Genomic DNA, 23418 nt, shown 5'->3' on the forward strand with positions numbered 1-23418 from the left:
GCATCGCTGGGTTCTTCCCTTACTGTGACGGGCCGTTCTATATCAGCCGGACATCGGATAGGCGACCCGACCGCCGGCGGGCAAGCCGGGCGGCCGCGGTTCCACCGCCGGTCCGGCAGGGAGTTTTGACCACGTGAGGTATCTGAGTACGCGCGGCGAGGCCGAAATCCTCGGCTTTTCCGACGTCCTTCTGAAGGGGCTCGCCAGCGATGGCGGGCTCTATCTGCCGGAAAGCTGGCCCAGCCTTTCCCATGCGGAGATCGAGGCCTTCGCCGGCCGGCCCTATGCCGACGTCGCCGAGGCGGTCTTCCGCCCCTTCGTCGGCGACGACATCGCCCCGGCGGCGCTGCGCGCCATGATCGACGAGGCCTACCGGACCTTCCCGCACCCCGCCGTCGCGCCGCTGGTGCAGCTCGGGCCGGCGCATTTCGTCCTCGAGCTCTTCCACGGCCCGACGCTCGCCTTCAAGGACGTCGCCATGCAGCTGATCGCGCGGCTGATGGATCACGTCCTGAAGGAGCGGGGCCAGCGCGCCACCATCGTCGGCGCCACCTCCGGCGACACCGGCGGCGCCGCCATCGCCGCCTTCGCCGGCTCCGAGCGCACCGACCTCTTCATCCTCTTCCCCAACGGCCGCGTCTCGCCGGTGCAGCAGCGCCAGATGACGACCTCCGGCGTCGACAACGTCCATGCCGTCGCCGTCGACGGGCATTTCGACGACTGCCAGGCGCTGGTGAAGGCGATGTTCAACGACCGCAGGTTCCGCGACGAGGTGGCGCTGTCGGGCGTCAACTCGATCAACTGGGGCCGGATCATGGCCCAGATCGTCTACTACTTCACCAGCGCGGCGAGCCTCGGCGCGCCGCACCGGAAGATCTCCTTCACCGTGCCGACCGGCAATTTCGGCGACGTCTTCGCCGGCTATGCGGCCCTGCGCATGGGCCTGCCGGTCGAGAAGCTGGTGATCGCCACCAATGCCAACGACATCCTGGCGCGCAGCCTCGCGACCGGGCGCTACGAGACCGGCGAGGTCCATGCGACGATGTCGCCTTCGATGGACATCCAGGTCTCGTCGAATTTCGAGCGGCTGATCTTCGAGGCGAGCGGCCGCGACGCCGCGCTTGTGCGCCGGCTGATGGCCGGCCTTTCCCAGTCCGGCGGCTTCGACCTACCGCCCGAGCTGCTGCAGACCATGCTTTCGACCTTCGCGGCCGGGACCAGCGACGAGGCGGCGACCGCCGCGACGATCCGCCGGGTGCTGGAGGAGACGGCCTGCCTGCTCGATCCGCACACGGCCGTCGCCGTCGGCGTTGCCGAAACGACGGACACGCCGCCCGACACGGCGATGATCACCCTCGCCACCGCCCATCCGGCGAAGTTCCCGGAGGCGGTGAAGCGCGCCTGCGGGCGCGAGCCGGCATTGCCGCCGGCGCATGCCGGGCTGATGGAAAAGGCCGAGCGCTTCGACCGGCTGCCCGCCGAGCTCGCCGCGGTCGAGGACTACATCCGGGCGCGAACCCGCGCCGCAACCGCAGGAGCAAGGCCATGAGCGTCGAGGTCACCCGGCTGGCCAACGGCCTCACCATCGCGACCGAGACCATGCCGACGCTGGAAAGCGCCGCGCTCGGCATCTGGGTGAAGGCCGGCGCCCGCGACGAGACCGCGGGCGAGCACGGCATCGCCCATCTTCTCGAACACATGGCCTTCAAGGGCACCAGCCGGCGCACGGCGCGGCAGATCGCCGAGGAGATCGAGGACGTCGGCGGCGACCTCAACGCCGCGACCAGCGTCGAGACGACCTCCTACTACGCCCGCGTCCTCAAGGACGACGTGCCGCTGGCGATCGACATCCTCACCGACATCCTGGTCGATTCCCGCTTCGACGAGGCCGAGCTCGAGCGCGAGCAGCAGGTGATACTGCAGGAGATCGGAGCCGCCGAGGACACGCCCGACGACATCGTCTTCGACCATTTCCAGCAGGCCGCCTTCGCCGACCAGATCATCGGCCGGCCGATCCTCGGCACCCGCCAGACGGTGCGCTCCTTCACGCCGGACGATCTGAGAGCCTATCTCGCCCGCCACTACGGCCCGGACCGGATGGTGGTGGCAGCCGCCGGCGCGGTCTCCCACGACGCCGTCGTGCGGCAGGTCGCCGAGGCGCTCGGCGCCGACGCCGCGCCGGCGCCGCCGGCCGCCGAGGCGCGCAGCCCGGCGACCTATGTCGGCGGCGAGCACCGCCAGGAACGCGACCTCATGGACGCGCAAATGGTCCTCGGCTTCGAGGGCCGGCCCTATTACGCCCGCGACTTCTACGCCAGCCAGGTGTTGTCGCTGATCCTCGGCGGCGGCATGTCGTCCCGGCTCTTCCAGGAAGTGCGCGAGCGCCGCGGCCTCTGCTACGCCATCTACGCCTTCCACTGGAGCTTCTCCGACTCGGGCGTCTTCGGCGTCCATGCCGCGACCGGCGAGGAGGAACTCGCCGAACTCGCCCCGGTCATCGTCGACGAGCTCGTCGCGGCGGCGGAGGGAATCACCGACGCCGAGGTGACCCGGGCACGGGCGCAGATGCGCGCGAGCCTCCTGATGTCGCAGGAAAGCCCGGCCTCGCGCGCCGGCCAGATCGCCCGGCAGCTGATGTTCAACGGCGAGGTCATCCCCAACGAGGACCTGATCGCCCGGCTCGACGCGATCACCGCGCCGCGCCTCGCCGATCTCGCGGGGCGGACCTTCACCGGCTCGTCGCCGACGCTGGCGGCCATCGGTCCGGTGTCGCGGCTGCCCTCCATGGCCGATCTCGGCGAGCGCCTCGCCGGCCGGCCGCCGTTGCGGGCCGCCGCCGGGCGATGAGGCGCTTCGCTCTTGCGGGCGCCCGATCTTCTCGGCTAACCGGCTTCGACGCCGCATGCCATCGTATTCATCTCTCGTCGCGCGCCATGGGCCTGATCGATCATCTCAGCCGGCCGAACGTTCCCGTCCTGACCGGCGATGGCGTCGTGCTGCGGCTGCCGCGCCGCGCCGACTTCGCCGCCTGGCGGGCCCTGCGCGAGGAGAGCCGGGAGTTCCTGACCCCCTGGGAGCCGGTATGGACGAGCGACGAACTCACCTACGCCTCGTTCCGCCGCCGCGTCGTCCGCTACAATCAGGAGGCCCGGGAGGCGAGCAGCTACAGCTTCTTCCTGTTCGACGCAGACGAGACGACGCTGATGGGCGGGATCAGCGTCGGCCACATCCGGCGCGGCGTCGCGCAGGCCTGCACCCTCGGCTACTGGATGGGCCAGCGCTTCGCCGGCCACGGCCACATGCGGCGCGCCGTCGAGGCGGTGAAGCTCTTCGCCTTCGAGGTCGAGGGGCTGCACCGGATCGAGGCAGCATGCCTGCCGAGCAACCAGCGCTCGATCGGCCTTCTGGAGCGCTGCGGCTTCACCCGCGAGGGCCATCTGCGCGGCTATCTCAAGATCGCCGGAAAATGGGAAGATCATTGCCTCTACGCCATCCTCGCCGAAGAATGGTCGCGCGCCGCGGCGGCGCGGGGGCGGAGCGCGCCGGCCCTGCGGGCGGGCATCGTCGAGATGAACGGATGATTGCAGCTTCACCACAGTGCCGAAAACTGCGACAATCCGGACCGGCGGGGGCAATCATGGCGACGGAGCTGATGCAGGCGAGACTGAGAGCAGCGGGCACGACGAGCGGGAACTTTCACCGGTGACCGATGGACGGGCTGTAGCAGCCGACAGGAAGGCGCCGCCGGCAATGCCCCTCGCGAAGCTCCGCCGGCTGGTCGTCGGCCTCGTGCTTCTCGCCGTCTTCCTGGTGGCGGCGGGCGCGCCGACGCCGGCGCGGGCGCTGGAGCCGGTCGGGGTCTCCAAGGACGACGTCGCCATCGACCTGAAGCCGGCGACCGACCTCTATTTCGGCCAGGGCCGCAATTTCCAGGTGACCACCGTTCCCGGCGCCGACGGCATCGTCCGGCGCATCGAGGTCGAGGCGAAATCCGCCGCCGCCTCAGGCAACTGGGCGGTCTTCGCGCTTGCCAACAACACCGACGACCAGATCGACCGGCTGGTCGTCGCCTCGCATTTCCGGCTGGTCGGCTCGGGAATCCTCTCGCCGGATCTCGGCTCGCAGCGGATCGCCTCGATCACGCCGAGCCAGGGCTTCGCGCTGGAACGCCAGGCGAGCAGCGACGCCGACGTCTTCCTCGTCACGCTCGATCCCGGCTCGGTGGTGACCTTCGTCGCCGAACTGACGAGTTCGCGGCTTCCCGAGCTCAGGCTCTGGGACCCCAACGGCTACAAGGACACGATCAACGCCTTCACCCTCTATCGCGGCATCGTGCTCGGCATCGCCGGCCTGCTCGCGGTGTTCCTGACGATCCTCTTCGTCGTCAAGGGGTCGGCGATGTTCCCCGCCGCCGCGGCGCTCGCTTGGGCGGTGCTCGCCTATATCTGCATCGACTTCGACTTCTGGCAGAAGCTCCTGCCGCTCGCCCCAGGCCAGGAGCGGATCTGGCGCGCCTGGACCGAGGTCGCCCTCGCCTTCACGCTGGCGATGTTCCTGTTCGCCTATCTCAACCTCAACCGCTGGCACCGGGCGCTGTCGATCACCCTGCTCGTCTGGCTGACGCTGCTCGCCGGGCTCGGCGGTCTCGCCGCCTTCGAGCCCGTCGCCGCCTCGGGGATCGCGCGGCTGTCCCTGGCGGCGACCGCCGGCATCGGCCTCGCGCTGATCGTCGGGCTGGCGTTTCAGGGCTTCGACCGCGCCGTCATGCTGATCCCCACCTGGTGCCTGATCATCCTCTGGCTCGCCGCGAGCTGGATGACCGTCACCGGCCGGATCGACAACGACATCATCCAGCCGGCGCTCGGCGGCGGCCTCGTCCTCATCGTCCTCCTCATCGGCTTCACGGTGATGCAGCACGGCTTTGCCGGCGGCAGCTTCGCGCAGGGGCTGCTGTCGGACATGGAGCGGCGCTCGCTCGCTCTCGCAGGGGCCGGCGACGCGGTGTTCGACTGGGACGTCTCGCGCGACCGGATCTTCCTCGACGCCGACGGCGACACCCTCTCCGGCATGCCGATCGCGGCGATGAACGGCGCCGCGCGCGACTGGCTCCCCGTCCTTCATCCCGACGACCGCGACCGCTTCAAACTGACCTTCGACACGGTGATCGAGCATCGCCGCGGCCGCATCGTCCAGGAATTCCGCGTCGCCGACGAGGACGGCCATTATCACTGGATGCAGCTGAGGGCCCGTCCCGTGCTCGGTTCGGACGGCGAGGTGGTGCGCTGCGTCGGCACGCTGAAGGACGTCACCGATCTGAAGAAGGCGGAGGAGCGGCTGCTCCACGACGCGCTGCACGACCAGTTGACCGGGCTTCCGAACCGCGAGCTGTTCCGCGACCGGCTGGAGGCGATCGGGATCCTCGCCGCGACACGCGACGACGTCCGCCCGACGATCTTCGTCATCGACGTCGACCGCTTCAAGCAGGTCAACGACGATTTCGGCCTCGCCGTCGGCGACACCATCCTTCTGACCGTCGGGCGGCGGCTGAAGCGCATCCTGAAGCCGCAGGATTCGCTCGCCCGGCTCGGCGGCGACCAGTTCGGCCTGATCCTCGTCTCGGAGAGCGACGTCGCCGCCGTCGCGGCCTTCGCCGAATCGCTGCGCGAGGCGATCAAGGCGCCGATCGCGCTCGCCGGCCGCGAGATCGTGCTCACCGGCTCGATCGGCCTCTCCGGCTGGGCCGAGGGAGCGACCAGCGAGGAGACGCTGAAGGAGGCCGAACTCGCGATGTATCAGGCCAAGCGGTTCGGCGGCGACCGGATCGAGCCGTTCCGCCCGGCCTACAAGACCATCGGCGCGGGCAGGCTGCAGCTCGAATCCGACCTTCGCCGCGCCTTCGAGCGCTCCGAACTGTCGCTGGCCTTCCAGCCGATCGTCGATCTCGCGGCCGAGACCGTCGCCGGCTTCGAGGCGCTGCTGCGCTGGGAGCATCCGCGCCGCGGGACGATCTCGCCGGCGGAATTCATCCCGATCGCCGAGAACACCGGCCTGATCGTCAGCCTCGGCCAGTTCGCCCTCGAGGAGGCGGCCAAGCGGCTCGGCGACCTGCACCGGGCGACCGGCGACGAGAGCTTCTTCATGTCGGTCAACATCTCCAGCCGGCAGCTGATCCGCCAGGACCTCATCGCCGACGTCAAAAGCGTCCTCGAGCGCTACAAGCTGGCGCCTTCCGTCCTGAAGCTGGAACTGACCGAATCGATGGTGATGGACAATCCGGAGCGCTCCGCGCGGCTGCTCGCCCGGCTGCGCGAGCTCGGCGTCGGCCTTTCGCTCGACGACTTCGGCACCGGCCATTCCTCGCTTGCCTATCTGATGCGCTTTCCCTTCGACACGTTGAAGATCGACCAGTCGTTCCTGCGCAACAACAGCCAGCCGCAGCGGCCGATCATCCTGCATTCGATCGTCACCATGGCCCACGATCTCGGCCTGAGGGTCGTGGCGGAAGGCGTCGAGAGCGAGAGCGACATCGTCCAGCTGAAGCAGCTCAACTGCGAATACGCCCAGAGCTTCGCCTTCTCGCCGCCGCTCAACTTCGAAATGGCGCGGCGGCTGCTGGTCGATCGCTCCGCCAGCCTGAAGCGCGCGAGCTGAGGGGAACGCCTCGGGTTATCCGCAGAACGCTGCCGTGGCGGCTGGCGTCAAGCCATCGCGTCACGCCTGCGTCTTCCAGGCAGCGCCCGAAAACCGGGACCGCCCCCCGTCACACGACGGAGTGCCGTCAGGCATGCCCCGCTTCGCCGGCGAGGAAGACCGGCTCGATGCCGAGAAGGCCGAGGGCGCGCTTGTACTTCGCCTCGAGGTCGGTGTCGAAGACGATGCCGAGATCGGCCTTGCAGGTCAGCCAGCCATTCGCGGCGATTTCCTCCTCGAGCTGGCCGGGCGCCCAGCCGGAATAGCCGAGCGCCATGATCGCCGTCTTCGGACCGACGCCCTCCGAGATGGCGCGCAGGATGTCGACCGTCGGGGTCAGCGCGATGTTCTCGGCGACATGGACGGTGGATTCGGAATCGTAGTCGTCGGAATGCAGGACGAAGCCCCGCCCTTTCTCCACCGGCCCGCCGATGCAGACAGACACCTCGCGGCCGCCGGAAGGCAGGCGGATGTCGCCTTCGCTCTCGACGATGCCGAGCTGGGTCAGGAGGGCCGGAAAGCTCATCGGCTGCGACTTGTTGATGATGAAGCCCATCGCGCCGTTGGGAGAATGCGCGCAGACATAGATCACGGTTCCGGCGAAGGGCTCGTCGCTGATCGCCGGCATGGCGATGAGGAAATGCCCCTCGAGCGAGTTGGCGACCTCACCTGCCTCGGAGTCGAAATCGATATCGAGCTTCATACTTCCTCACCGCACAGTTTGCGACAGCGAAACCTTCGATGACGTGGCACTCCTCGCGACGACGCCGCTCCATGGACACCGGGCCGCCCTCGCGCCGTGACCGGCCGTCTCGGAAGACCGGCGGCCTCCACCGCGACGTCCGGCACGACTTCGGGCCACCGCCGGGCCACCGTCCCTGAAACGAAGGTGGCATTCGCATCGAACTATGACCAGAGCGAAATTGTCACGAGCATTCCGAATTCGACAAAAAGCCGTTATCTCCCCATGGAACAATGGAAATGAGACCGTCCATGCAGATCCGCCGAACCGCAGGCGAGAGCACCGTCGAAAAGCCCCGCCGCCGATTTCGGGCCGGGCCGGCCTTTCTGGGGGCGACGACGAGCGCCGCCCGGGCGGCACTCGCGGCGATCGCCATGTCTTCCGCCGGCCTCGCCACGCTGCCCGCCGCCGCCGCGGGCCAGGATGCGACGTTCCAGAACGACGAGGTGACGCTGCAGCTGGTCAGGGCGGCGGACCCGGTGGACGACAAGGTTCGTACCGCGCTCCTCGTGTCGCTTGCTCCCGGCTGGCACAGCTACTGGCTCGACCCGGGGGCGTCCGGCGTCCCGCCGCAGATCGACCTTTCCGCGACGAAGGGCGCCGGCAGCGTCCGGCAGCGGCTGCCGGCGCCGCGGCGTTTCGGCGAGGGAGAGACCCGGGCGAACGGCTACGAGGGCGAAGCCGCCTTCGCTTACGAGATCGCTCCGGAAAAGGGCGCGACGATCGGAACGGTGAAGGCCACGGTCTTCATGGGCGTCTGCAAGGAGATCTGCATTCCGGTGACGGCTGAGCTTGCGACCGACGGCAGCGACCCGGCAGCCGAGGCAGCTGTCGCGGCGGCCTTCGCCGCGCTTCCCGAGGAGGCGCCGGACGGCGCCGTCACCGTCTCGGCGGCCGGCGACGGGAAGACGCTGCGTGTCGCCGTGAAGAACGCTGCTGCCGAAGGGACGTCCGGCGACACGCCGGACCTCTTCGTCACCTCCGGCGACGGCTGGTTCTTCGACGAGCCGACCGTGGCGGAGCGGACGGACGACGCCACGGTCTTCGACGTGCCGGTCGTCGAAAGCCCCGCTAGTACGGCGACAGCGCCGGCCAGCGTCGACGTCCTCGTCACCGCCGGCGGCGGCCGGGGCGTCGAGGCGCGCTCCGTGCCGGTCTCGCCCGGAAGCTGAGGGCCGGCGGCGGGCGGCGTTTTGCGCCGCGCGCGCCTGCGTCGATTTGCACCAGCGGGCCGGGCTGCGCTGGACAAGCGCCGCGGCGACGCCAGTTCGATGCTCGGCGGGCCGCAGCAGCGCACGCCGCCCAACGATTTCTCCGAGGGGAGCATCCGCCATGACCATCGCCGTCGGGGACAAGATCCCGAACGCCACCGTCAAGACCCGCACCGAGGACGGCCCGGCCGACCTTTCGACCAACGAGATCTTTTCGGGCAAGACCGTCGTCCTGTTCGGCGTTCCGGGGGCCTTCACCCCGACATGCTCGATGAACCACCTGCCCGGCTTCATCACCCATAACGACGAGTTCCGGCAGAAGGGCGTCGACACCATCGCCGTCGTCGCGGTCAACGACATCTTCGTCATGGGCGCCTGGGAGAAGGCGAGCGAGGCGGGGGGAAAGATCCTCTTCCTGTCGGACGGCAACGGCGACTTCACCAGAGCGCTGGGGCTCGACATCGACCTCTCGGTCGCCGGCCTCGGCGTCCGCTCCAAGCGCTATTCGATGCTCGTCGAAGACGGCACGGTGAAGCAGCTCAACATCGAGGAAAGCCCCGGCCAGGCCGACAAGTCGAGCGCCGAGGCGCTGCTCGAACAGATGTGACGCCGCAGGCGGGGCCGGAGCGGGCGCGAGCCGCCATTGGCCAGCGCGCGATCGGTCGAATGACGCGGCGCATTCGACCGCTGGCCCTGAGCGCCGCCGCCGCTCTTCCTTCGCCGCGGCTGCCCGTGCCTCAATGCGCCGAGATGAAGGCCGTCAGGATCTCGCGGGCGGCATGAAGATCGCGCTTGTCGATCATCTCTGCGACGGTGTGGATGTAGCGGGTCCCGACGACGATGCCGATCGCCCGCGCTCCGGCGCCGGTCTGCTGGGCTGCCGCGCCGTCCTGTCCGCCCTTGGCGAGGATGGTGCGCTGGCAAGCGATGCCCCGCTCTTTCGCCAGCGTCTCGATCTCCTTCACGAGGCCGTAGTCGGCGATGAAGGAGCCGTCCTTCATGTGCAGGCCGAAGCCCTCGCCCTGGACCGTCGTGCGGTCTTTTTCGGGAACGCCCGGCGTGTCGCAGGACAGCGTCGTGTCGACGCCGATGGCGATGTCCGGTTTGACGCCGTAGGAGGCCGTCTTGGCGCCCCTGAGGCCAACCTCCTCCTGCGCGGTGAAGGCGACGGTCAGTTCGCAGTCGTGGGAATGCCCGTCCTCGACCAGCTTGCGCACCGCCTCGATCCCCAGCCAGCAGGCGATTCGGTTGTCGAGCGCCTTGGAGACGATCTTTTCGCCCATCTCCTCGAAGGGCTCGTTCATCACGACGTAGTCGCCGATCCGGATCCTCTCCTTCGCCGCCGTTCCGAGACCGGTGTCGACGACGAACTCGTTCGGCTCCGGCATCTTCTTGCGCTCGTCGGGCGACTGGATGTGGATCGGCTTGCCCTCGGCGTTCATCACGCCCTTGATGTCGCCGTCCTCGGTGCAGACGAGGACGCGGCGGGAGAAAAGGTTGCGCGGATCGAAGCCGCCGACCGGATCGACATGGACGAAGCCCTTGTCGGTGACGTGGCTGACGAGGAAGCCGATCTCGTCCATGTGGCAGAGGAGGAGCAACTTCTGCGGCGTGTCGCCCTTGCCCTTGCCCTTGCGCCTGCAGATCAGCGAGCCGAGGGCATCGATACGGATCTCGTCGAAGAGGCCGCCGACCTCGGCTTCGATCAGCGCGCGCACGCGGGTTTCGCGGCCGGGAACGCCCGGCGTTTCGCAGAGCCGCTTGAGGAGGTCGAGATTCATCGATTCAGTTCCTTGGAATTCTGGATTGCGGGCGAATGCCACACGCCTTCGTTTGGCTGAAATTCGTCCGGGGGAGGCAGATTGCGCCCGAGGTCGGGATTATTGCCGAGACGAGCACCTTGTCCGACCCGACGGGCGCCGGGACGGCGGTACTCGCAGCGTTTGTCAGCGCGAACTGCTGGTGAAGTACAGGGTCGCAAGCCCGAGTACCAGCAGGCTCACCGGGCCGAGAAGTGCCAGCCAGAGGTTGAGATCGCTCATTTGCGCAGCGCTCGCTGGAGATAAGATCTTGTCGCCCAATGTAGGCCCGCGGAGCCCGACAGGCAAACGAGGCTGACGACGCCGAGGCGCCACATCCCGACAGAAAGCGGCTGCTTCGCGTATATGGCAGTGAAAACCGGCGCGATGCCACCCACCGCGGCAAGCGCGATGGCGACGCCATTGACATAGCTCGCCGTCAACTTGGCAGCCTCGCGGCGGGCTTCTTCGTCTCCCGGCCTGACACGCGTCGTCAATCCCGCGTTCGTCGGCAGCGTCATCGCTCACTCCGCGGCGGCCGGTCGCCTGCCCTTGCGCTTGAACGGCTCCATGCCGGATCGCGCCAGTTCGTCGGCGCGCTCGTTCTCCTCATGGCCGGCATGGCCGCGGACCCAGTGGAAGGTGACGTCGTGACGGTCCTTTTCGCTCTCCAGCGCCTGCCAGAGCTCGGCATTCTTCACCGGCTTGTTGTCGGCGGTCTTCCAGCCCTTGCGCTTCCAGCCGAAGATCCACTTGGTAATGCCGTCGCGCAGATAGTTGGAGTCGGAATAAAGATCGACGGCACAGGGCCGGTTCAGCGCCTTCAGCGCCTCGATCGCCGCCGTCAGCTCCATGCGGTTGTTGGTGGTCTCCGCCTCGCCGCCCTTCAGCTCCTTCTCCTGGCCACGAAAGCGCAGGATCGCGCCCCAGCCGCCCGGGCCCGGATTTCCCGAACAGGCACCGTCGGTGAAGATCTCGACGCGGTCGGCGCCGCCTGCCTCGCTCATTCGCTTCCTTTCGTCACTTCCGCCCGGTCGAGCCCGTAGGCCGAAGCCTCGCGCACGCCGCGGTGGAAGCGCAGCTTTCTCAGATATTCGCGCGGATCCTTCTTGGTGACGAAGGAATCGTCCGGCACGTTCAGCCAGTCGTAGAGCCGCGTCAGCAGGAAGCGCATCGAGGCGCCGCGGCACAGCATCGGCAGCGCCTCGTATTCCCGCGGCGCCAGCGGGCGGACCGAGACGTAGCCGGAAATCAGGGCCCGGCCCTTGGTGACGTTGTAGGAGCCGTCAGGTTCGAAGCACCAGGCGCCGAGCGTGATGGCGAGGTCGTAGGCGAGAAGGTCGTTGCAGGCGAAGTAGAAGTCGATGAGGCCCGACAGCTCGCCGGCGAGGAAGAAGACGTTGTCGGGGAAGAGGTCGGCATGGATCACCCCTTCCGGCAGGTCGGCCGGCCAGTTGGCTTCGAAGTCCGCGAGTTCCGCCTCGATCTCGGCCGACAGACCCGGCTCCACCGTGTCGGCGCGGCCGGCGCAGCTGTCGTAGAGCGGCCGCCAGTCGGCGGGGGCGAGGCCGTTGCGCCGTGCGATCGGAAAGCTCCGGGCGCTTTCGTGCATCCTCGCCAGCGAAACCCCCACCGCCCGGCACTGCTCGGGGCTCGGGCGCCGCGTCCACATGCCGTCGAGAAAGGTGAACACCGCGGCCGGCCTGCCGGCGAGCTCGCCGAGGGCATTGCCGGAACGGTCGTGCACCGGCAGCGGGCAGGAGAGGCCGCGCTCGGCCAGATGCTCCATCAGGCCGATGAAGAACGGCAGATCGCCGCGGTTCACCCGCTTTTCGTAGAGCGTGAGAATGTAGGTGCCGGCGGTGGTGCGCAGCAGGAAGTTGGAGTTCTCGACGCCCTCGGCGATCCCCTTGTAGCTGGACAGGCTGCCGAGATCGTAGCGGCCGAGAAAGGCGGCGAGATCTTGTTCCGTAACGTCGGTGTAGACGGCCAAGTCGGTCAGGCTCCGCCGTTGACGAAGGCCATGTCGGCGCTGGTCAGCGGCACGTCGCGCAGCGCACGCATGACGGGGAAGTTCTCGTTCTCCTCGGCCGTCTGCACCAGTTCGAGCCGCAGGTCGAAGCGTTCGCGCAAGGCGGCGATGATCGCGTCGACGAGCACCTCCGGCGCCGAGGCCCCGGCCGACATGCCGACCACCGGATGCTCTTGCGTCAGCATCTCGAACGGAATCTCATCTGGTCCCTCGACGAGAAGGCCGTGCGCCGCCCCGGCCCGCTCGGCCACCTCGACGAGGCGCCTGGAATTCGACGAGTTGGGCGCGCCGACGATCAGAAACAGATCGCTGCCCTCGGCCGAGGCCTTCACGGCCTCCTGGCGGTTGGTCGTCGCATAGCAGATCGATTCCGACGAGGGCGCCGTCATCTGCGGAAACTTCGCCTTGAGCGCGGCGACGATGTCCGCCGTGTCGTCCAGCGACAGCGTCGTCTGGGTGACGAAGCCGAGGGCGGCGGGATCGGCGGGCTCGAAGGCGGCGACATCCGCCACGGTCTCGATCAGGCTGGCGGTGCCGGGCGCGAGCTGGCCCATTGTTCCGACCACCTCCGGGTGGCCCTTGTGGCCGATCAGCACGACGTGGCGGCCGCGTTTCACGTGCAGCATCGCCTGTTTGTGGACCTTGGAGACCAGCGGGCAGGTGGCGTCGAGATAGAGCATCTCGCGCGTCGCGGCCGCGGCGGGCACCGATTTCGGCACGCCATGCGCCGAGAACACCACCGGCTGGCCGTCGTCGGGGATCTCGTCGAGTTCCTTGACGAACACCGCCCCCATGTCGCGCAGCCCGTCGACGACGTATCGGTTGTGGACGATCTCGTGGCGCACATAGACCGGCGCGCCGTATTTCTTCAGCGCCAGGACGACGATCTGGATCGCCCGGTCGACGCCGGCGCAGAAGCCGCGCGGCTCGCACAGGCGAAGGGTCAGCTTCGGCTTTGTCGGCGCGTTGAAGGACACGGGATCTCCAATGGCGATGGGCGGGCGCCGGGCCTTTCTCGCGAGCCTGCGGCGTCGGCCCGAATGAAGGCATCCGCCCCCGCCCTGTCAAGCACCGGGCCTCTGCAGCCAGCGCGATCGCTTGAAGGCAGCCGCCGCCACCGACGCTTCGATCTCCCCCTTGCGGAGGAGATCAGCCCCATCGCGAATGCGGCCACCTGCTCCAAGCGAACGCCCTGCCTCAGCCGCGCCGCCGAAACCGCCGAACCACCATCAGCCCGGTCATGACCACCAGGACGAGGCAGAGACCGTACCAGGTGATGGCATACTGCAGATGGTCATTGGGCAGCGAGACGACGGTGACGCCGCCGACCGGCCAGCCGCCCTCGGCGCGGCCGGGCCCGGCATCGACGAAGAACGGCAGCAGCCGGCCGCCGGGCGGGATCGCCACGCCCTGCCCCATCGCCGCGAGGTCCTGCCAGTAGAACTCGGCCTTTTCCGGGGCGTTGTCCGGCGTGAAATAGTCCGGCTTCTGAGCCGGCGGGATGCGGACGAGGCCGGTGACCGTCACCGGCCCCGAAGGCAGGCCGGCGCTGCGCCGCGCCGGCTCGCGCAGCGCGTAGGGCACGAAGCCGCGATTGACGAAGACGACGTCGCCGCCATCGAGCACGAGCGGCGTGTAGACGTTCCACCCCGCCTCCCCCTCGAAGGTCGAGAGGAAGTAGCGCTCCTCGGCGTTGCGGAAGCGGCCGGAGATCGTCACGGGCGTGTAGTCGACCGGCTGGCCGGCGGAAAGCCGCGACTCGATCGTCGCCAGATCGGCCGGTGCGGCATGGATGCGCCGGTCGATGGCGGCGATCAGCCCTTCCTTCCAGTGCAGGCGCTGCAGCTGCCAGGTGCCGAGCGAAAACAGGATGGCGATGCCGACGAGGCAGAAGGCGAGCGCCGTGAAAAACCGGCCCCGCCGCATTGGCAGGGACACCGCCCCGGCGTCGGCACCGACGCCCGAGCTTGCGGGCTGCGCGGTGCCCGCGTCTCGACGGCCGGTTTCGGCCGGCCCCGCCGTCACGTCACGCGCTCCCGTCGCCCCGCCCGTCGAGGCGGCCTTCCGCGGCCCGGTTGCGGTATTGCAGGCCGATCATCGTGCCCTTCAGGAGCCGCAGCAGCGGCAGGCAGAGGACGAAGGTCAGCGGGATCCAGAGAAGGAAATGCACCCAGAGCGGCGGCGAGACGCTGACCTCGAGCCACAGAGCGAGGCCGCAGACGACGAAGCCGATGATCAGGATGACGAAGACCGCCGGCCCGTCGCCGGCATCGGCGAAGTCGTAGTCGAGGCCGCAATTGCCGCAGCGCGGCCGCAGCGACAGGAAGCCGGCGAACAGCCTGCCCTCACCGCAGCGCGGGCACCGGCCCCGCGTCGCCGCCTTCACCGGGTCGGTCTCGGCATGGAGCGCGCGATCCTCGGTCATGGTGACGTCCCCTCGAACGGCAAGGGCGGCCCGTCAGCCGGCGCCGCCCCGCTCGCGTTTCATCCTGACGCCCCGGCCGAAAGGGCCGGAGCGGATGCGGCGACGATCAGGCCGCGTGCACCGGCGCGCCCCAGCCGCCCCAGACATAGATGCAGAAGAACAGGAACAGCCACACCACGTCGACGAAGTGCCAGTACCAGGCCGCCGCCTCGAAGCCGAAATGCTTCTGCGGCGTGAACTGGCCCATCATCGCGCGGATTAGGCAGACGGTCAGGAAGATCGTGCCGATCATCACGTGGAAGCCGTGGAAGCCCGTCGCCATGAAGAAGGTCGAGCCGTAGATCGAACCCGAGAAGGCGAAGGGCGCGTGGGCGTATTCGAAGAACTGCACGTAGGAGAAGATGGCGCCGAGCACGATGGTCAGCGCCAGGCCGATCTTCAGGCTCTTGCGGTCGTTGTGCAGCAGCGCGTGGTGCGCCCAGGTGACCGTCGTGCCGGAGAGCAGCAGCGTGATGGTGTTGAACAGCGGCAGGTGCAGCGGGTCGAGAACCTCGATGCCGACCGGCGGCCACTGCCCGCCGAGCACCTCGACGCGCTGCGCCTGCACCGCCTCGTTGGGAAACAGGCTGGCGTCGAAGAAGGCCCAGAACCAGGCGACGAAGAACATCACCTCGGAGGCGATGAACATGATCATGCCGTAGCGAAGATGCAGCGACACGACGCGCGTGTGGGCGCCCTCCTGGCCCTCCTTCACCGTGTCCGACCACCAGGCGAACATGGTGTAGAGGACGATGGCGAGACCGAGCAGGAAGATCCACGGCGTCGCGAGGTTGAGGCCGAGGATGTTGAAGTCGAGCCCGCCGTGCCAGCGCATGAAGCCGACGGCGCCGATCATCATGATCAGAGCGCCGATCGATCCGACGAACGGCCAGGGGCTCGGGTCGATGATGTGGTAATCGTGTTTCTTCGCGTGCGCGTCCGCCATGGCTCTCCCCGCTCACTCCCCTTTTCGGCCCATCCGGTTTCTACATCACCGCGGCGCCGTACTCCAGCAATCCCATCGTCGCGGGTTCCTCCCGCCGGGCTCTCAACTGTCCTTGCCCTTTTCCGCCGCATCGGAGGGCCGGTTCGGCGCCGCGACTTCCGCCGGATCGTCGACAGGAAAGAAGGTGTAGGACAGGGTGATCGCCAGAAGGCTCTTCAGCTCTTCGGTGTCTGCCATCTCCGGATCGACGTAGAAGACGATCGGCATGTCGGCGGTCTCGCCCGGCTGCAGCGTCTGGCTCGAGAAGCAGAAGCAGGCGATCTTGTTGAAGTAGAGCCCCGCCGCCTCCGGCGTCACGTTGAACAGCGCCTGCCCGGTGATGGCGTGATCGGAGCGGTTCTCGACATGGTAGCTCACCTCGGTCTTTTCGCCGAGATGGACGCGCACCTCGCGCTGGTTCGGCCGGAACGTCCAGGGCAGGCCCTCCGCGACGTTGCCGTCGAAGCGCACGGTCACCTGCTTGTCGCTGACGCTGGTCGGCGCGGCCTCCGCCCGCTGGGTGGTGCCGCCATAGCCGGTGACCTGGCAGAACAGGCGGTAGAGCGGCACCGACGCGAAGGCGGCGCCCAGCATGCCGGCGGCGAAGGCGGCGCAGACGAGCGGAACGACGATGCCGCGCATTCCCTTGCCGCGGTTCGGCGACGGGCGGTTCTTGTCTTCGCTCATGACGCCATCTTCGCCAGCGTAACGAAATAGAAGATCACGACGAGGCCGACGAGGACGGCGCCGATCGCCAGCGAGCGGTTGCGCCGCGCCCGCTGCTCGGCCTCCGTCAGCCTGACCCTGTCCTCCCGCTCCACGATCATCCTCCTAGGGCGACCTTGAGCGCGGCGTCGACGAGCAGCATGGCGAAGAGGCCGAAGAGATAGAGGATGGAGAAGCCGAAGAGCTTCTTCGCCGGGATCATCTTCGCGTCGCCGTCCGCCATCTTCAGGACGGCGAAGGCGTGGCGCAGGAAGTTGAGGCCGAGAAGGATCGAGGCTGCACCGTAGACCGGGCCGGCATAGCCTAAGATGAAGGGCGCGACGCCGACCGGCGCCAGCACCAGCGAATAGGCGAAGATCTGGATGCGGGTCGCCCGCTCGCCGGCGACGTTCGGCAGCATCGGGACGTTGGCGGTGCCGTAGTCGCGCAGCTTGAACAGCGCCAGCGCCCAGAAATGCGGCGGCGTCCACAGAAAGATGATCAGGAAGAGGATGATCGATTCGGGCGAGACCGTCCCGGTCGCGGCGGCATAGCCGATCATCGGCGGAAAGGCCCCGGCCGCGCCGCCGATGACGATGTTCTGCGGCGTCGAGCGCTTAAGCCCCATCGTATAGACGACGGCGTAGAAGAAGATCGTGAAGGCCAGGAAGGCGGCGGCGAACCAGTTGGAGGCGAGGCCGAGCAGGCAGACCGAAAGCAGCGACAGGGCGAGGCCGAAGGCGAGCGCCGCCTCGCCGCTCACCCGGCCGGTCGGCACGGGGCGCTTCGCCGTGCGGGTCATCATCGCGTCGATGTCGGCGTCGTACCACATGTTGAGCGCGCCGGCCGCACCCGCGCCGATGGCGATCGCGAGGATCGAGATCACCGCCAGCGTCGGATGCATGGTGACCGGCGCGACGACGAGCCCGGTGAGGGCCGTCAGCACGACGAGCGACATCACCCGCGGCTTCAGAAGCGCGACGAAATCCTTCGGCTCGGAGAGGCTGATCGCTGCGGGAGAAGCGATGGGGGCCTGTGCGTCGACTAGCGTCAATTCTCCAACCTCGATCATCAGGGCCCGGCGGGCGGTACGCGTTCGGCGCTCTCCGCCCGTGGGCCGAAATCCGCCGGCGGAACCCGCCGCCGGCGATAGGAGCCGCGGCAGCCCGCGGCCGTCTTCTCAATCTGGTGCCCGGCCCTTCCCGGCCGGGGCCGGCAGCCGGTCGCTTTCACATGGCCACGGAGCGCGGAACGCCCGCTCTCCATGTCCAGGCTCCGGCGTCCGTCAGCGGATCCGCGGCAGCTCTTCCCACTGGTGGTAGGGCGGCGGCGACGGCAGCTGCCATTCCAGCGTGGTCGCACCCTCGCCCCAGGGATTGGCGCCGGCGACGCGCTTCTTCGAGAAGGCCTCGAAGACGCCGTAGAGGAACACCAGCACGGCGATGCCGGAGATGTAGGAACCCATCGAGGAGACGAAGTTCCAGCCGGCGAAGGCGTCCGGATAGTCGACGTAGCGGCGCGGCATGCCGGCGGCGCCGAGGAAGTGCTGCGGGAAGAAGATGATGTTCACGCCGACGAAGGTCATCCAGAAATGGATCTGGCCGATCCGCTCGTTGTACATGTAGCCGGTCATCTTCGGGAACCAGTAGTACCAGGCCGCGAAGATCGCGAAGACGGCGCCGAGCGACAACACGTAATGGAAGTGGGCGACGACGTAGTAGGTGTCGTGGAGCACGCGGTCCATGCCGGCATTGGCGAGCTTCACGCCGGTGACGCCGCCGACGGTGAACAGGAAGATGAAGCCGATCGCCCAGAGCATCGGCACCCGGAACGACAGGGAGCCGCCCCACATCGTCGCGATCCAGGAGAAGATCTTGATGCCGGTCGGCACCGCGATCACCATCGTGGCGAAGACGAAGTAGCGCTGCGTGTTGAGCGACAGGCCGGTGGTGTACATGTGGTGCGCCCACACGACGAAACCGACGACGCCGATCGCCACCATGGCGTAGGCCATGCCGAGATAGCCGAAGACCGGCTTCCGCGAGAAGGTCGAGATGATGTGGCTGATGATGCCGAAGGCCGGCAGGATCAGGATGTAGACCTCCGGGTGGCCGAAGAACCAGAACAGGTGCTGGAACAGGATCGGGTCGCCGCCGCCGGCCGGCGCGAAGAAGGTCGTGCCGAAGTTGCGGTCGGTCAAAAGCATGGTGATGGCGCCGGCGAGGACCGGCAGCGACAGGAGCAGCAGGAACGCCGTCACCAGCACCGACCAGGCAAAGAGCGGCATCTTGTGCAGCGTCATGCCCGGGGCGCGCATGTTGAGGATGGTGGTGATGAAGTTGATCGCCCCGAGGATCGACGAGGCGCCGGCGATGTGCAGCGAGAAGATCGCCAGATCCACCGCCGGGCCGGGATGGCCGGAGGTCGACAGCGGCGGATACATGGTCCAGCCGGTGCCGGCGCCGTTCGAGCCCGGCGCGCCCTCGACGAACATCGAGAGGATGAGCAGCGGGAAGGCGGCGGCGAGCAGCCAGAAGGAGATGTTGTTCAGCCGCGGGAACGCCATGTCCGGCGCGCCGATCATGATCGGCACCATCCAGTTGGCGAAGCCGCCGATCAGCGCCGGCATGACCATGAAGAAGATCATGATCAGGCCGTGGCCGGTGGTGAAGACGTTGTAGATCTGCGGATCGCCGAAGATCTGCAGCCCGGGCTCCTGCAGCTCCATGCGCATGACGACGGAGAGCGCGCCGCCGAAGACGCCCGCGCAGATCGCGAAGATCAGGTAGAGCGTCCCGATGTCCTTGTGGTTGGTCGAGTAGACCCAGCGCGTCCAGCCGTGCGGCTTGTGGTCGTCGTGAGCCTCGTGGGCGGCGGAATATGCCATGATCCTATCCCCGAAGAAAATGTCAGCGCGCGGCGACTTTGGCGCCGCCCTTGGCGGCGATCGCGGCGGTCAGCGCCTTGTTGGCGCCGTCGAGATCGGCGCCCGCGGACTTGTACCACTCGGCGAACTGATCCTTGGAGACGACGCGCAGCGCGATCGGCATGTTGGCATGGTTCTGGCCGCAGAGCTCGGAACACTGGCCGTAGAAGATGCCCTCGCGCTTCGCCTCGAACCAGTATTCGTTGAGGCGGCCGGGAACGGCATCGACCTTCACGCCCATCGACGGCAGGGCGAAGGAGTGGATCACGTCGGCCGAGGTCGAGAGCACGCGGATCACCGTGTCGACCGGCACGACGAGTTCGTTGTCGACGGCGAGGAGCCGGGGATACTGCGCGATGTCGCCCTTGGCGGCGGCCGCGGCGTCCTGGTCGGCCAGCGAATCGGTCAGCTGCGCCAGCGGATAGGATTCGAAGGAGACCGGCTCGGCCTGCGCCTGTTCCGACTTGTCGCTCGGCTGGTATTCGTAGCCCCAGTACCACTGGTAGCCGGTGGCCTTCACCGTCAGTTCAGGCTCGCTCGGCGGATTGTACTGGGCGGTGAGGAGCTGGAAGCTCGGGATCGCCAGCATCAGCAGGATGACGACCGGCGCGAGGGTCCAGATCACCTCGATGGTGGTGTTGTGGCTGGTGCGCGAGGGCGTCGGGTTCTTCGGCGCGGCGAAGCGGTAGGCGCACCAGCCGAGCAGCGCCGCGACGAGGATGGTGATCGGGATGATGAAGGCCAGCGTGTAGTTGCTGAACCAGTGGATCTGTTCCTCGATCGGCGACAGCGCTTCCTGCAGCGTGATCTGCCAGTCGTGCGGCTGGCCCGGCAGCATCGGGCCTCCCTCCTGCGCCAGGGCGGCGCCGGCCGACGAGAGCAATGCCGCGGCGGCAAAGATCGGTCGTCTCACTTGCATGTTCTCCCCTCACACGCACGGTCGGCGCCGAAGCGACGCAACCGCGATCGACGCCGGGCGTCGCCCGGCTCCCGCGTTGAATCGTCCTAAACTTCGGTGACCCGCAAGCTTCAAATCACGAAACCCGGCAAATCGCAACTCCATAACAAGGCCCGAAGCTTGCGGCATATTGGCGGATTCCGCTGCGGAATCGGCGGCCGTTCCCGGGCACGGCCGGCGCATTTCGCTGCACTGCGCCGCCGCCCGCGTGCGCCGCGGGACTTCCGGTCGCAATCTGGTCGGCGTAAGTTCCCGGCAAGACGCGACGCAACCGCGGCCGGCACCCGCATCCGCGGCCCGGGCGCTTGACCGCGGCGACGCTTTCGCCGACCCCGACCACGCAACTGATTCGGATCGTTTCATGACCAAAGTGCCGAGACCGCCCGCCTTCGTCCTTTCGATCGCGGCCGCGCTCGCTTTCCTCGTCTCCCTCGCCTGCGCCGGTCCGGCCGCCGCCCAGGCCGGGGCGACCGGAACCGTGAAGTCCAAGCACGGGGCATGGGCGGTGGTCTGCGACAAGCCGGCCGGCGCCGGCGGCGAGCAGTGCGCCCTCCTGCAGAACGTCGTCTCCGACAAGCGGCCCGAGCTCAGCCTTTCCGTCGTCGCGCTGAAGACCGCCGACGGCAAGGCGCGGATCCTCCGGGTGCTGGCGCCGCTCGGCGTGCTGCTGCCGCTGCCGGACTACGGGCTCGGCCTGATCATCGACGGCAAGAGCGTCGGGCGCACGCAGTTCACCCGCTGCTTTTCCGACGGCTGCTACGCCGAGGTGCCGCTCGACGACAATCTTCTGAAGATGCTGTCGGACGGCAAGGAGGCGGTGTTCACCTTCTTCCAGTCGGCCGAGCCGAACGGCGGCATCGGCATCTCGGTCGACCTGAAGGGCTTCAGGGAGGGCTTCGACGCCCTGTGAGCCGGGCCGGGCCCGGCGGGGCGCTGGCGGCTCCCGCCGCATGGCCCGCGGCACGGCATTCGCATCGCCGCTGGCGCGACCCTATCTTCGGCGGGCCGACGACATCGAGGCCGGCCCCGACCGGACGGCCGACGAAACAGCAACCCGGTGCGGCGTCCGCCGCCGCCGCCGCGAGGACGACAAGACGATGGCCATCTCCCTCATCGACCGTTTCGATATTTCCCGCGAGAGCGTCGAGGCGGTGCTCGCCGAGACGCTCGCGGGCGCCGACGACGGCGAACTCTTTCTCGAATACCGCGAATCGGAGAGTCTCGTCTTCGACAACGGCCGGCTGAAATCCGGCAACTTCTCGATCGACCAGGGCTTCGGCATGCGGGCGGTCGCCGGCGAGGCGGTCGGCTACGCCCATGCGGGGGATTTCTCGGCAGCGGCGCTGAAGCGCGCCGCCGACGCGGTCGCCGCCGTCAAGACCGGCCATTCCGGCACGGTCGCCGAACCGCCGGCCGGCACCAACCGGCGGCTCTATGGCGACGAGAACCCGATCCCGACGCCCGGCTTCGAGGCCAAGGTGAAGCTGCTGCAGGCGATCGACGCCTATCTGAGGGCCAAGGGCGACGACGTTCGCCAGGTCTCGGCGACGCTCGGCGCCACCTGGCAGACGGTCGAGATCCTCAGGGCCGACGGGCGGCTGGTGAAGGACGTGCGGCCGCTGGTCAGGATCAACGTCTCGGTGGTCTGCGGCAGCGGCGACCGGCAGGAGACCGGCTCCTCCGGCGCCGGCGGCCGCCGCGGCTTCGGCGAGTTCCTCGCCGACGGCTCGTGGCAGACGATCGCCGACGAGGCGCTGCGCCAGGCCCGCGTCAACCTCGAGGCGGTGCCGGCGCCGGCCGGCAGCTTCGACATCGTGCTCGGCGCCGGCTGGCCGGGCGTGATGCTGCACGAGGCGGTGGGCCACGGCCTCGAAGGCGACTTCAACCGCAAGAAGACCTCGGCCTTCGCCGGGCTGATGGGCAGCCAAGTGGCGGCCAAGGGCGTCACCGTGGTCGACGACGGGACGATCGCCGAGCGCCGCGGCTCGCTCACCATCGACGACGAGGGGACGCCGACCAACAAGACCGTGCTGATCGAGGACGGCAGGCTGGTCGGCTACATGCAGGACCGGCAGAACGCCCGGCTGATGGGCATGGCGGCCACCGGCAACGGCCGCCGGCAGTCCTATGCTCATGTCCCGATGCCGCGCATGACCAACACGATGATGCTCGAAGGCCCCTACGGCTCGGACGAGATCGTCGCCTCGGTGAAGGACGGCATCTACGCCGTCTCCTTCGGCGGCGGCCAGGTCGACATCACCTCGGGAAAGTTCGTCTTCGGCTGCACCGAGGCCTACCGCATCCGCGACGGCAGGGTCGCCGAGCCCTTGAAGGGCGCCATGCTGATCGGCAACGGGCCGGAGGCGATGCACCGGGTCTCGATGGTCGGCAACGACGTCGCCCTCGACACCGGTATCGGCATGTGCGGCAAGAACGGCCAGGGCGTTCCCGTCGGGGTCGGCCAGCCGCATCTTCGGATGAACCAGGTGACGGTCGGGGGGACCGAGGCGGGGTGAGCTGTCGATGGCCGCCTCGACGGATGAGGTTTCCACCGCGGCCGTGCCCTCGGCCCGACTTCAAGTCGGCTTGAATCACTCTTGCCAAATTAAACTTTTCGGCCTCAAACTTTAATTTGAGGCGCTCCGTTCAAAGCGGCTTTAATGGACCCTGCCGGATCGAGCTAGTCTCCCGCTGGCTGAAGGCTCGGGGCGTGGCGCGGTCGATGGATCGGCTTTTTTCTTCCTCGTGATGGTCAAGAACGCCGCCCAGCCGGCTATACGGGCGATCGAGCGTCTCTGAGCGCTCCGCCGGACGCCTCGCTTTCCCGCTCACGCTTCACCATTTTCCTTCCCCCATCCTGTCGTGATAGTCCTTGCCCTCGTCGCGTGGGGTCCGGCACCGCCCGT

Annotated in this window: 22 protein-coding genes; 8 read left to right on the forward strand and 14 right to left on the reverse strand. The window is 68.2% G+C overall.

What is annotated here, in order from left to right; all coding sequences use genetic code 11:
• Nucleotides 1-133 precede the first annotated feature (133 nt).
• The 4 genes from thrC to J1C47_RS13110 all read left to right on the forward strand — a co-directional run bounded on the left by thrC (nucleotide 134) and on the right by J1C47_RS13110 (nucleotide 6651).
• Nucleotides 134-1549 (forward strand): threonine synthase, encoded by a 1416-nt coding sequence (gene thrC / locus J1C47_RS13095; protein ID WP_207351221.1) that lies wholly within the window; start codon nucleotides 134-136, stop codon nucleotides 1547-1549.
• Entirely contained in the window at nucleotides 1546-2847 is a 1302-nt protein-coding gene (locus J1C47_RS13100; RefSeq protein ID WP_207351222.1) for a M16 family metallopeptidase, read from the forward strand. The genes thrC and J1C47_RS13100 overlap by 4 nt, the downstream gene beginning before the upstream one ends.
• Nucleotides 2848-2933: 86 nt before the next feature.
• Nucleotides 2934-3581, forward strand: coding sequence for a GNAT family N-acetyltransferase (locus tag J1C47_RS13105; protein WP_207351223.1), 648 nt, complete (start codon nucleotides 2934-2936; stop codon nucleotides 3579-3581).
• Between the two features lie 169 nt (nucleotides 3582-3750).
• The gene (locus J1C47_RS13110; protein ID WP_207351224.1) at nucleotides 3751-6651 is read left to right on the forward strand and encodes an EAL domain-containing protein; all 2901 of its coding nucleotides are present in this window, start codon (nucleotides 3751-3753) and stop codon (nucleotides 6649-6651) included.
• Between the two features lie 127 nt (nucleotides 6652-6778).
• Here J1C47_RS13110 and J1C47_RS13115 read toward each other — a convergent pair whose 3' ends face one another.
• The gene (locus J1C47_RS13115; protein ID WP_207351225.1) at nucleotides 6779-7393 is read right to left on the reverse strand and encodes a YqgE/AlgH family protein; all 615 of its coding nucleotides are present in this window, start codon (nucleotides 7391-7393) and stop codon (nucleotides 6779-6781) included.
• Nucleotides 7394-7683: 290 nt separating this feature from the next.
• On the opposite strand from J1C47_RS13115, the gene J1C47_RS13120 reads away from it, so the two are divergent.
• Nucleotides 7684-8604 carry a protein-disulfide reductase DsbD domain-containing protein gene (locus J1C47_RS13120; RefSeq protein ID WP_207351226.1) on the forward strand — a complete coding sequence of 307 codons (921 nt, stop codon included), beginning with the start codon at nucleotides 7684-7686 and terminating at the stop codon, nucleotides 8602-8604.
• 160 nt (nucleotides 8605-8764) lie between these two features.
• Nucleotides 8765-9250, forward strand: coding sequence for a peroxiredoxin (locus tag J1C47_RS13125; protein ID WP_207351227.1), 486 nt, complete (start codon nucleotides 8765-8767; stop codon nucleotides 9248-9250).
• A 130-nt stretch (nucleotides 9251-9380) separates the two neighbouring features.
• Here J1C47_RS13125 and J1C47_RS13130 read toward each other — a convergent pair whose 3' ends face one another.
• The 13 genes from J1C47_RS13130 to coxB form a co-directional block, all read right to left on the reverse strand.
• Nucleotides 9381-10424, reverse strand: coding sequence for a M42 family metallopeptidase (locus J1C47_RS13130; RefSeq protein ID WP_207351228.1), 1044 nt, complete (start codon nucleotides 10422-10424; stop codon nucleotides 9381-9383).
• A 257-nt stretch (nucleotides 10425-10681) separates the two neighbouring features.
• Nucleotides 10682-10963: a hypothetical protein gene (locus J1C47_RS13135; RefSeq protein WP_207351229.1), complete on the reverse strand. Its 282-nt coding sequence runs from the start codon at nucleotides 10961-10963 to the stop codon at nucleotides 10682-10684.
• Nucleotides 10964-10966: 3 nt separating this feature from the next.
• The gene (gene rnhA / locus J1C47_RS13140) at nucleotides 10967-11449 is read right to left on the reverse strand and encodes a ribonuclease HI (RefSeq protein WP_207351230.1); all 483 of its coding nucleotides are present in this window, start codon (nucleotides 11447-11449) and stop codon (nucleotides 10967-10969) included.
• Complete coding sequence (locus J1C47_RS13145) at nucleotides 11446-12435, reverse strand: homoserine kinase (protein ID WP_207351231.1); 990 nt, start codon at nucleotides 12433-12435, stop codon at nucleotides 11446-11448. The genes rnhA and J1C47_RS13145 overlap by 4 nt, the downstream gene beginning before the upstream one ends.
• A gap of 5 nt (nucleotides 12436-12440) precedes the next feature.
• Nucleotides 12441-13451: a 4-hydroxy-3-methylbut-2-enyl diphosphate reductase gene (gene ispH / locus J1C47_RS13150; RefSeq protein ID WP_207351232.1), complete on the reverse strand. Its 1011-nt coding sequence runs from the start codon at nucleotides 13449-13451 to the stop codon at nucleotides 12441-12443.
• Between the two features lie 220 nt (nucleotides 13452-13671).
• The gene (locus J1C47_RS13155; RefSeq protein WP_207351341.1) at nucleotides 13672-14400 is read right to left on the reverse strand and encodes an SURF1 family protein; all 729 of its coding nucleotides are present in this window, start codon (nucleotides 14398-14400) and stop codon (nucleotides 13672-13674) included.
• Between the two features lie 100 nt (nucleotides 14401-14500).
• Nucleotides 14501-14899, reverse strand: a complete 399-nt coding sequence (locus tag J1C47_RS13160; RefSeq protein ID WP_207351233.1) for a DUF983 domain-containing protein — start codon at nucleotides 14897-14899, stop codon at nucleotides 14501-14503.
• 106 nt (nucleotides 14900-15005) lie between these two features.
• Nucleotides 15006-15884 carry a cytochrome c oxidase subunit 3 gene (locus tag J1C47_RS13165; RefSeq protein WP_207351234.1) on the reverse strand — a complete coding sequence of 293 codons (879 nt, stop codon included), beginning with the start codon at nucleotides 15882-15884 and terminating at the stop codon, nucleotides 15006-15008.
• A gap of 102 nt (nucleotides 15885-15986) precedes the next feature.
• On the reverse strand, nucleotides 15987-16610 hold the full coding sequence (locus J1C47_RS13170) for a cytochrome c oxidase assembly protein (protein WP_207351235.1): 624 nt from the start codon (nucleotides 16608-16610) through the stop codon (nucleotides 15987-15989).
• Nucleotides 16607-16744: a hypothetical protein gene (locus tag J1C47_RS13175; RefSeq protein ID WP_207351352.1), complete on the reverse strand. Its 138-nt coding sequence runs from the start codon at nucleotides 16742-16744 to the stop codon at nucleotides 16607-16609. The genes J1C47_RS13170 and J1C47_RS13175 overlap by 4 nt, the downstream gene beginning before the upstream one ends.
• A gap of 2 nt (nucleotides 16745-16746) precedes the next feature.
• Nucleotides 16747-17682: a heme o synthase gene (locus J1C47_RS13180; protein ID WP_245396548.1), complete on the reverse strand. Its 936-nt coding sequence runs from the start codon at nucleotides 17680-17682 to the stop codon at nucleotides 16747-16749.
• A gap of 231 nt (nucleotides 17683-17913) precedes the next feature.
• The gene (gene ctaD / locus J1C47_RS13185; RefSeq protein ID WP_207351237.1) at nucleotides 17914-19515 is read right to left on the reverse strand and encodes a cytochrome c oxidase subunit I; all 1602 of its coding nucleotides are present in this window, start codon (nucleotides 19513-19515) and stop codon (nucleotides 17914-17916) included.
• 22 nt (nucleotides 19516-19537) lie between these two features.
• Nucleotides 19538-20473, reverse strand: coding sequence for a cytochrome c oxidase subunit II (coxB, locus tag J1C47_RS13190; protein WP_207351238.1), 936 nt, complete (start codon nucleotides 20471-20473; stop codon nucleotides 19538-19540).
• Between the two features lie 400 nt (nucleotides 20474-20873).
• Here coxB and J1C47_RS13195 point away from each other — a divergent pair, with 400 nt between their 5' ends.
• Both J1C47_RS13195 and tldD read left to right on the forward strand, forming a co-directional pair.
• Nucleotides 20874-21422 (forward strand): invasion associated locus B family protein, encoded by a 549-nt coding sequence (locus J1C47_RS13195; protein WP_207351239.1) that lies wholly within the window; start codon nucleotides 20874-20876, stop codon nucleotides 21420-21422.
• A gap of 187 nt (nucleotides 21423-21609) precedes the next feature.
• The gene (tldD, locus tag J1C47_RS13200) at nucleotides 21610-23028 is read left to right on the forward strand and encodes a metalloprotease TldD (RefSeq protein WP_207351240.1); all 1419 of its coding nucleotides are present in this window, start codon (nucleotides 21610-21612) and stop codon (nucleotides 23026-23028) included.
• Nucleotides 23029-23418: the final 390 nt, after the last annotated feature.

This window comes from Jiella sonneratiae, from assembly GCF_017353515.1.
Classification (GTDB): Bacteria; Pseudomonadota; Alphaproteobacteria; order Rhizobiales; family Rhizobiaceae; genus Jiella; species Jiella sonneratiae.

Excerpts from the sequence above, each read along its gene's own strand:
- J1C47_RS13100 (WP_207351222.1), top strand. The coding sequence starts at position 1,546 with ATGAGCGTCGAGGTCACCCGGCTGGCCAACGGCCTCACCATCGCGACC.
- J1C47_RS13105 (WP_207351223.1), top strand. The coding sequence starts at position 2,934 with ATGGGCCTGATCGATCATCTCAGCCGGCCGAACGTTCCCGTCCTGACC.
- J1C47_RS13110 (WP_207351224.1), top strand. The coding sequence starts at position 3,751 with ATGCCCCTCGCGAAGCTCCGCCGGCTGGTCGTCGGCCTCGTGCTTCTC.
- J1C47_RS13115 (WP_207351225.1), bottom strand. The coding sequence starts at position 7,393 with ATGAAGCTCGATATCGATTTCGACTCCGAGGCAGGTGAGGTCGCCAAC.
- J1C47_RS13120 (WP_207351226.1), top strand. The coding sequence starts at position 7,684 with ATGCAGATCCGCCGAACCGCAGGCGAGAGCACCGTCGAAAAGCCCCGC.
- J1C47_RS13125 (WP_207351227.1), top strand. The coding sequence starts at position 8,765 with ATGACCATCGCCGTCGGGGACAAGATCCCGAACGCCACCGTCAAGACC.
- J1C47_RS13130 (WP_207351228.1), bottom strand. The coding sequence starts at position 10,424 with ATGAATCTCGACCTCCTCAAGCGGCTCTGCGAAACGCCGGGCGTTCCC.
- J1C47_RS13135 (WP_207351229.1), bottom strand. The coding sequence starts at position 10,963 with ATGACGCTGCCGACGAACGCGGGATTGACGACGCGTGTCAGGCCGGGA.
- rnhA (WP_207351230.1), bottom strand. The coding sequence starts at position 11,449 with ATGAGCGAGGCAGGCGGCGCCGACCGCGTCGAGATCTTCACCGACGGT.
- J1C47_RS13155 (WP_207351341.1), bottom strand. The coding sequence starts at position 14,400 with ATGCGGCGGGGCCGGTTTTTCACGGCGCTCGCCTTCTGCCTCGTCGGC.
- J1C47_RS13160 (WP_207351233.1), bottom strand. The coding sequence starts at position 14,899 with ATGACCGAGGATCGCGCGCTCCATGCCGAGACCGACCCGGTGAAGGCG.
- J1C47_RS13165 (WP_207351234.1), bottom strand. The coding sequence starts at position 15,884 with ATGGCGGACGCGCACGCGAAGAAACACGATTACCACATCATCGACCCG.
- J1C47_RS13170 (WP_207351235.1), bottom strand. The coding sequence starts at position 16,610 with ATGAGCGAAGACAAGAACCGCCCGTCGCCGAACCGCGGCAAGGGAATG.
- ctaD (WP_207351237.1), bottom strand. The coding sequence starts at position 19,515 with ATGGCATATTCCGCCGCCCACGAGGCTCACGACGACCACAAGCCGCAC.
- coxB (WP_207351238.1), bottom strand. The coding sequence starts at position 20,473 with ATGCAAGTGAGACGACCGATCTTTGCCGCCGCGGCATTGCTCTCGTCG.
- J1C47_RS13195 (WP_207351239.1), top strand. The coding sequence starts at position 20,874 with ATGACCAAAGTGCCGAGACCGCCCGCCTTCGTCCTTTCGATCGCGGCC.
- tldD (WP_207351240.1), top strand. The coding sequence starts at position 21,610 with ATGGCCATCTCCCTCATCGACCGTTTCGATATTTCCCGCGAGAGCGTC.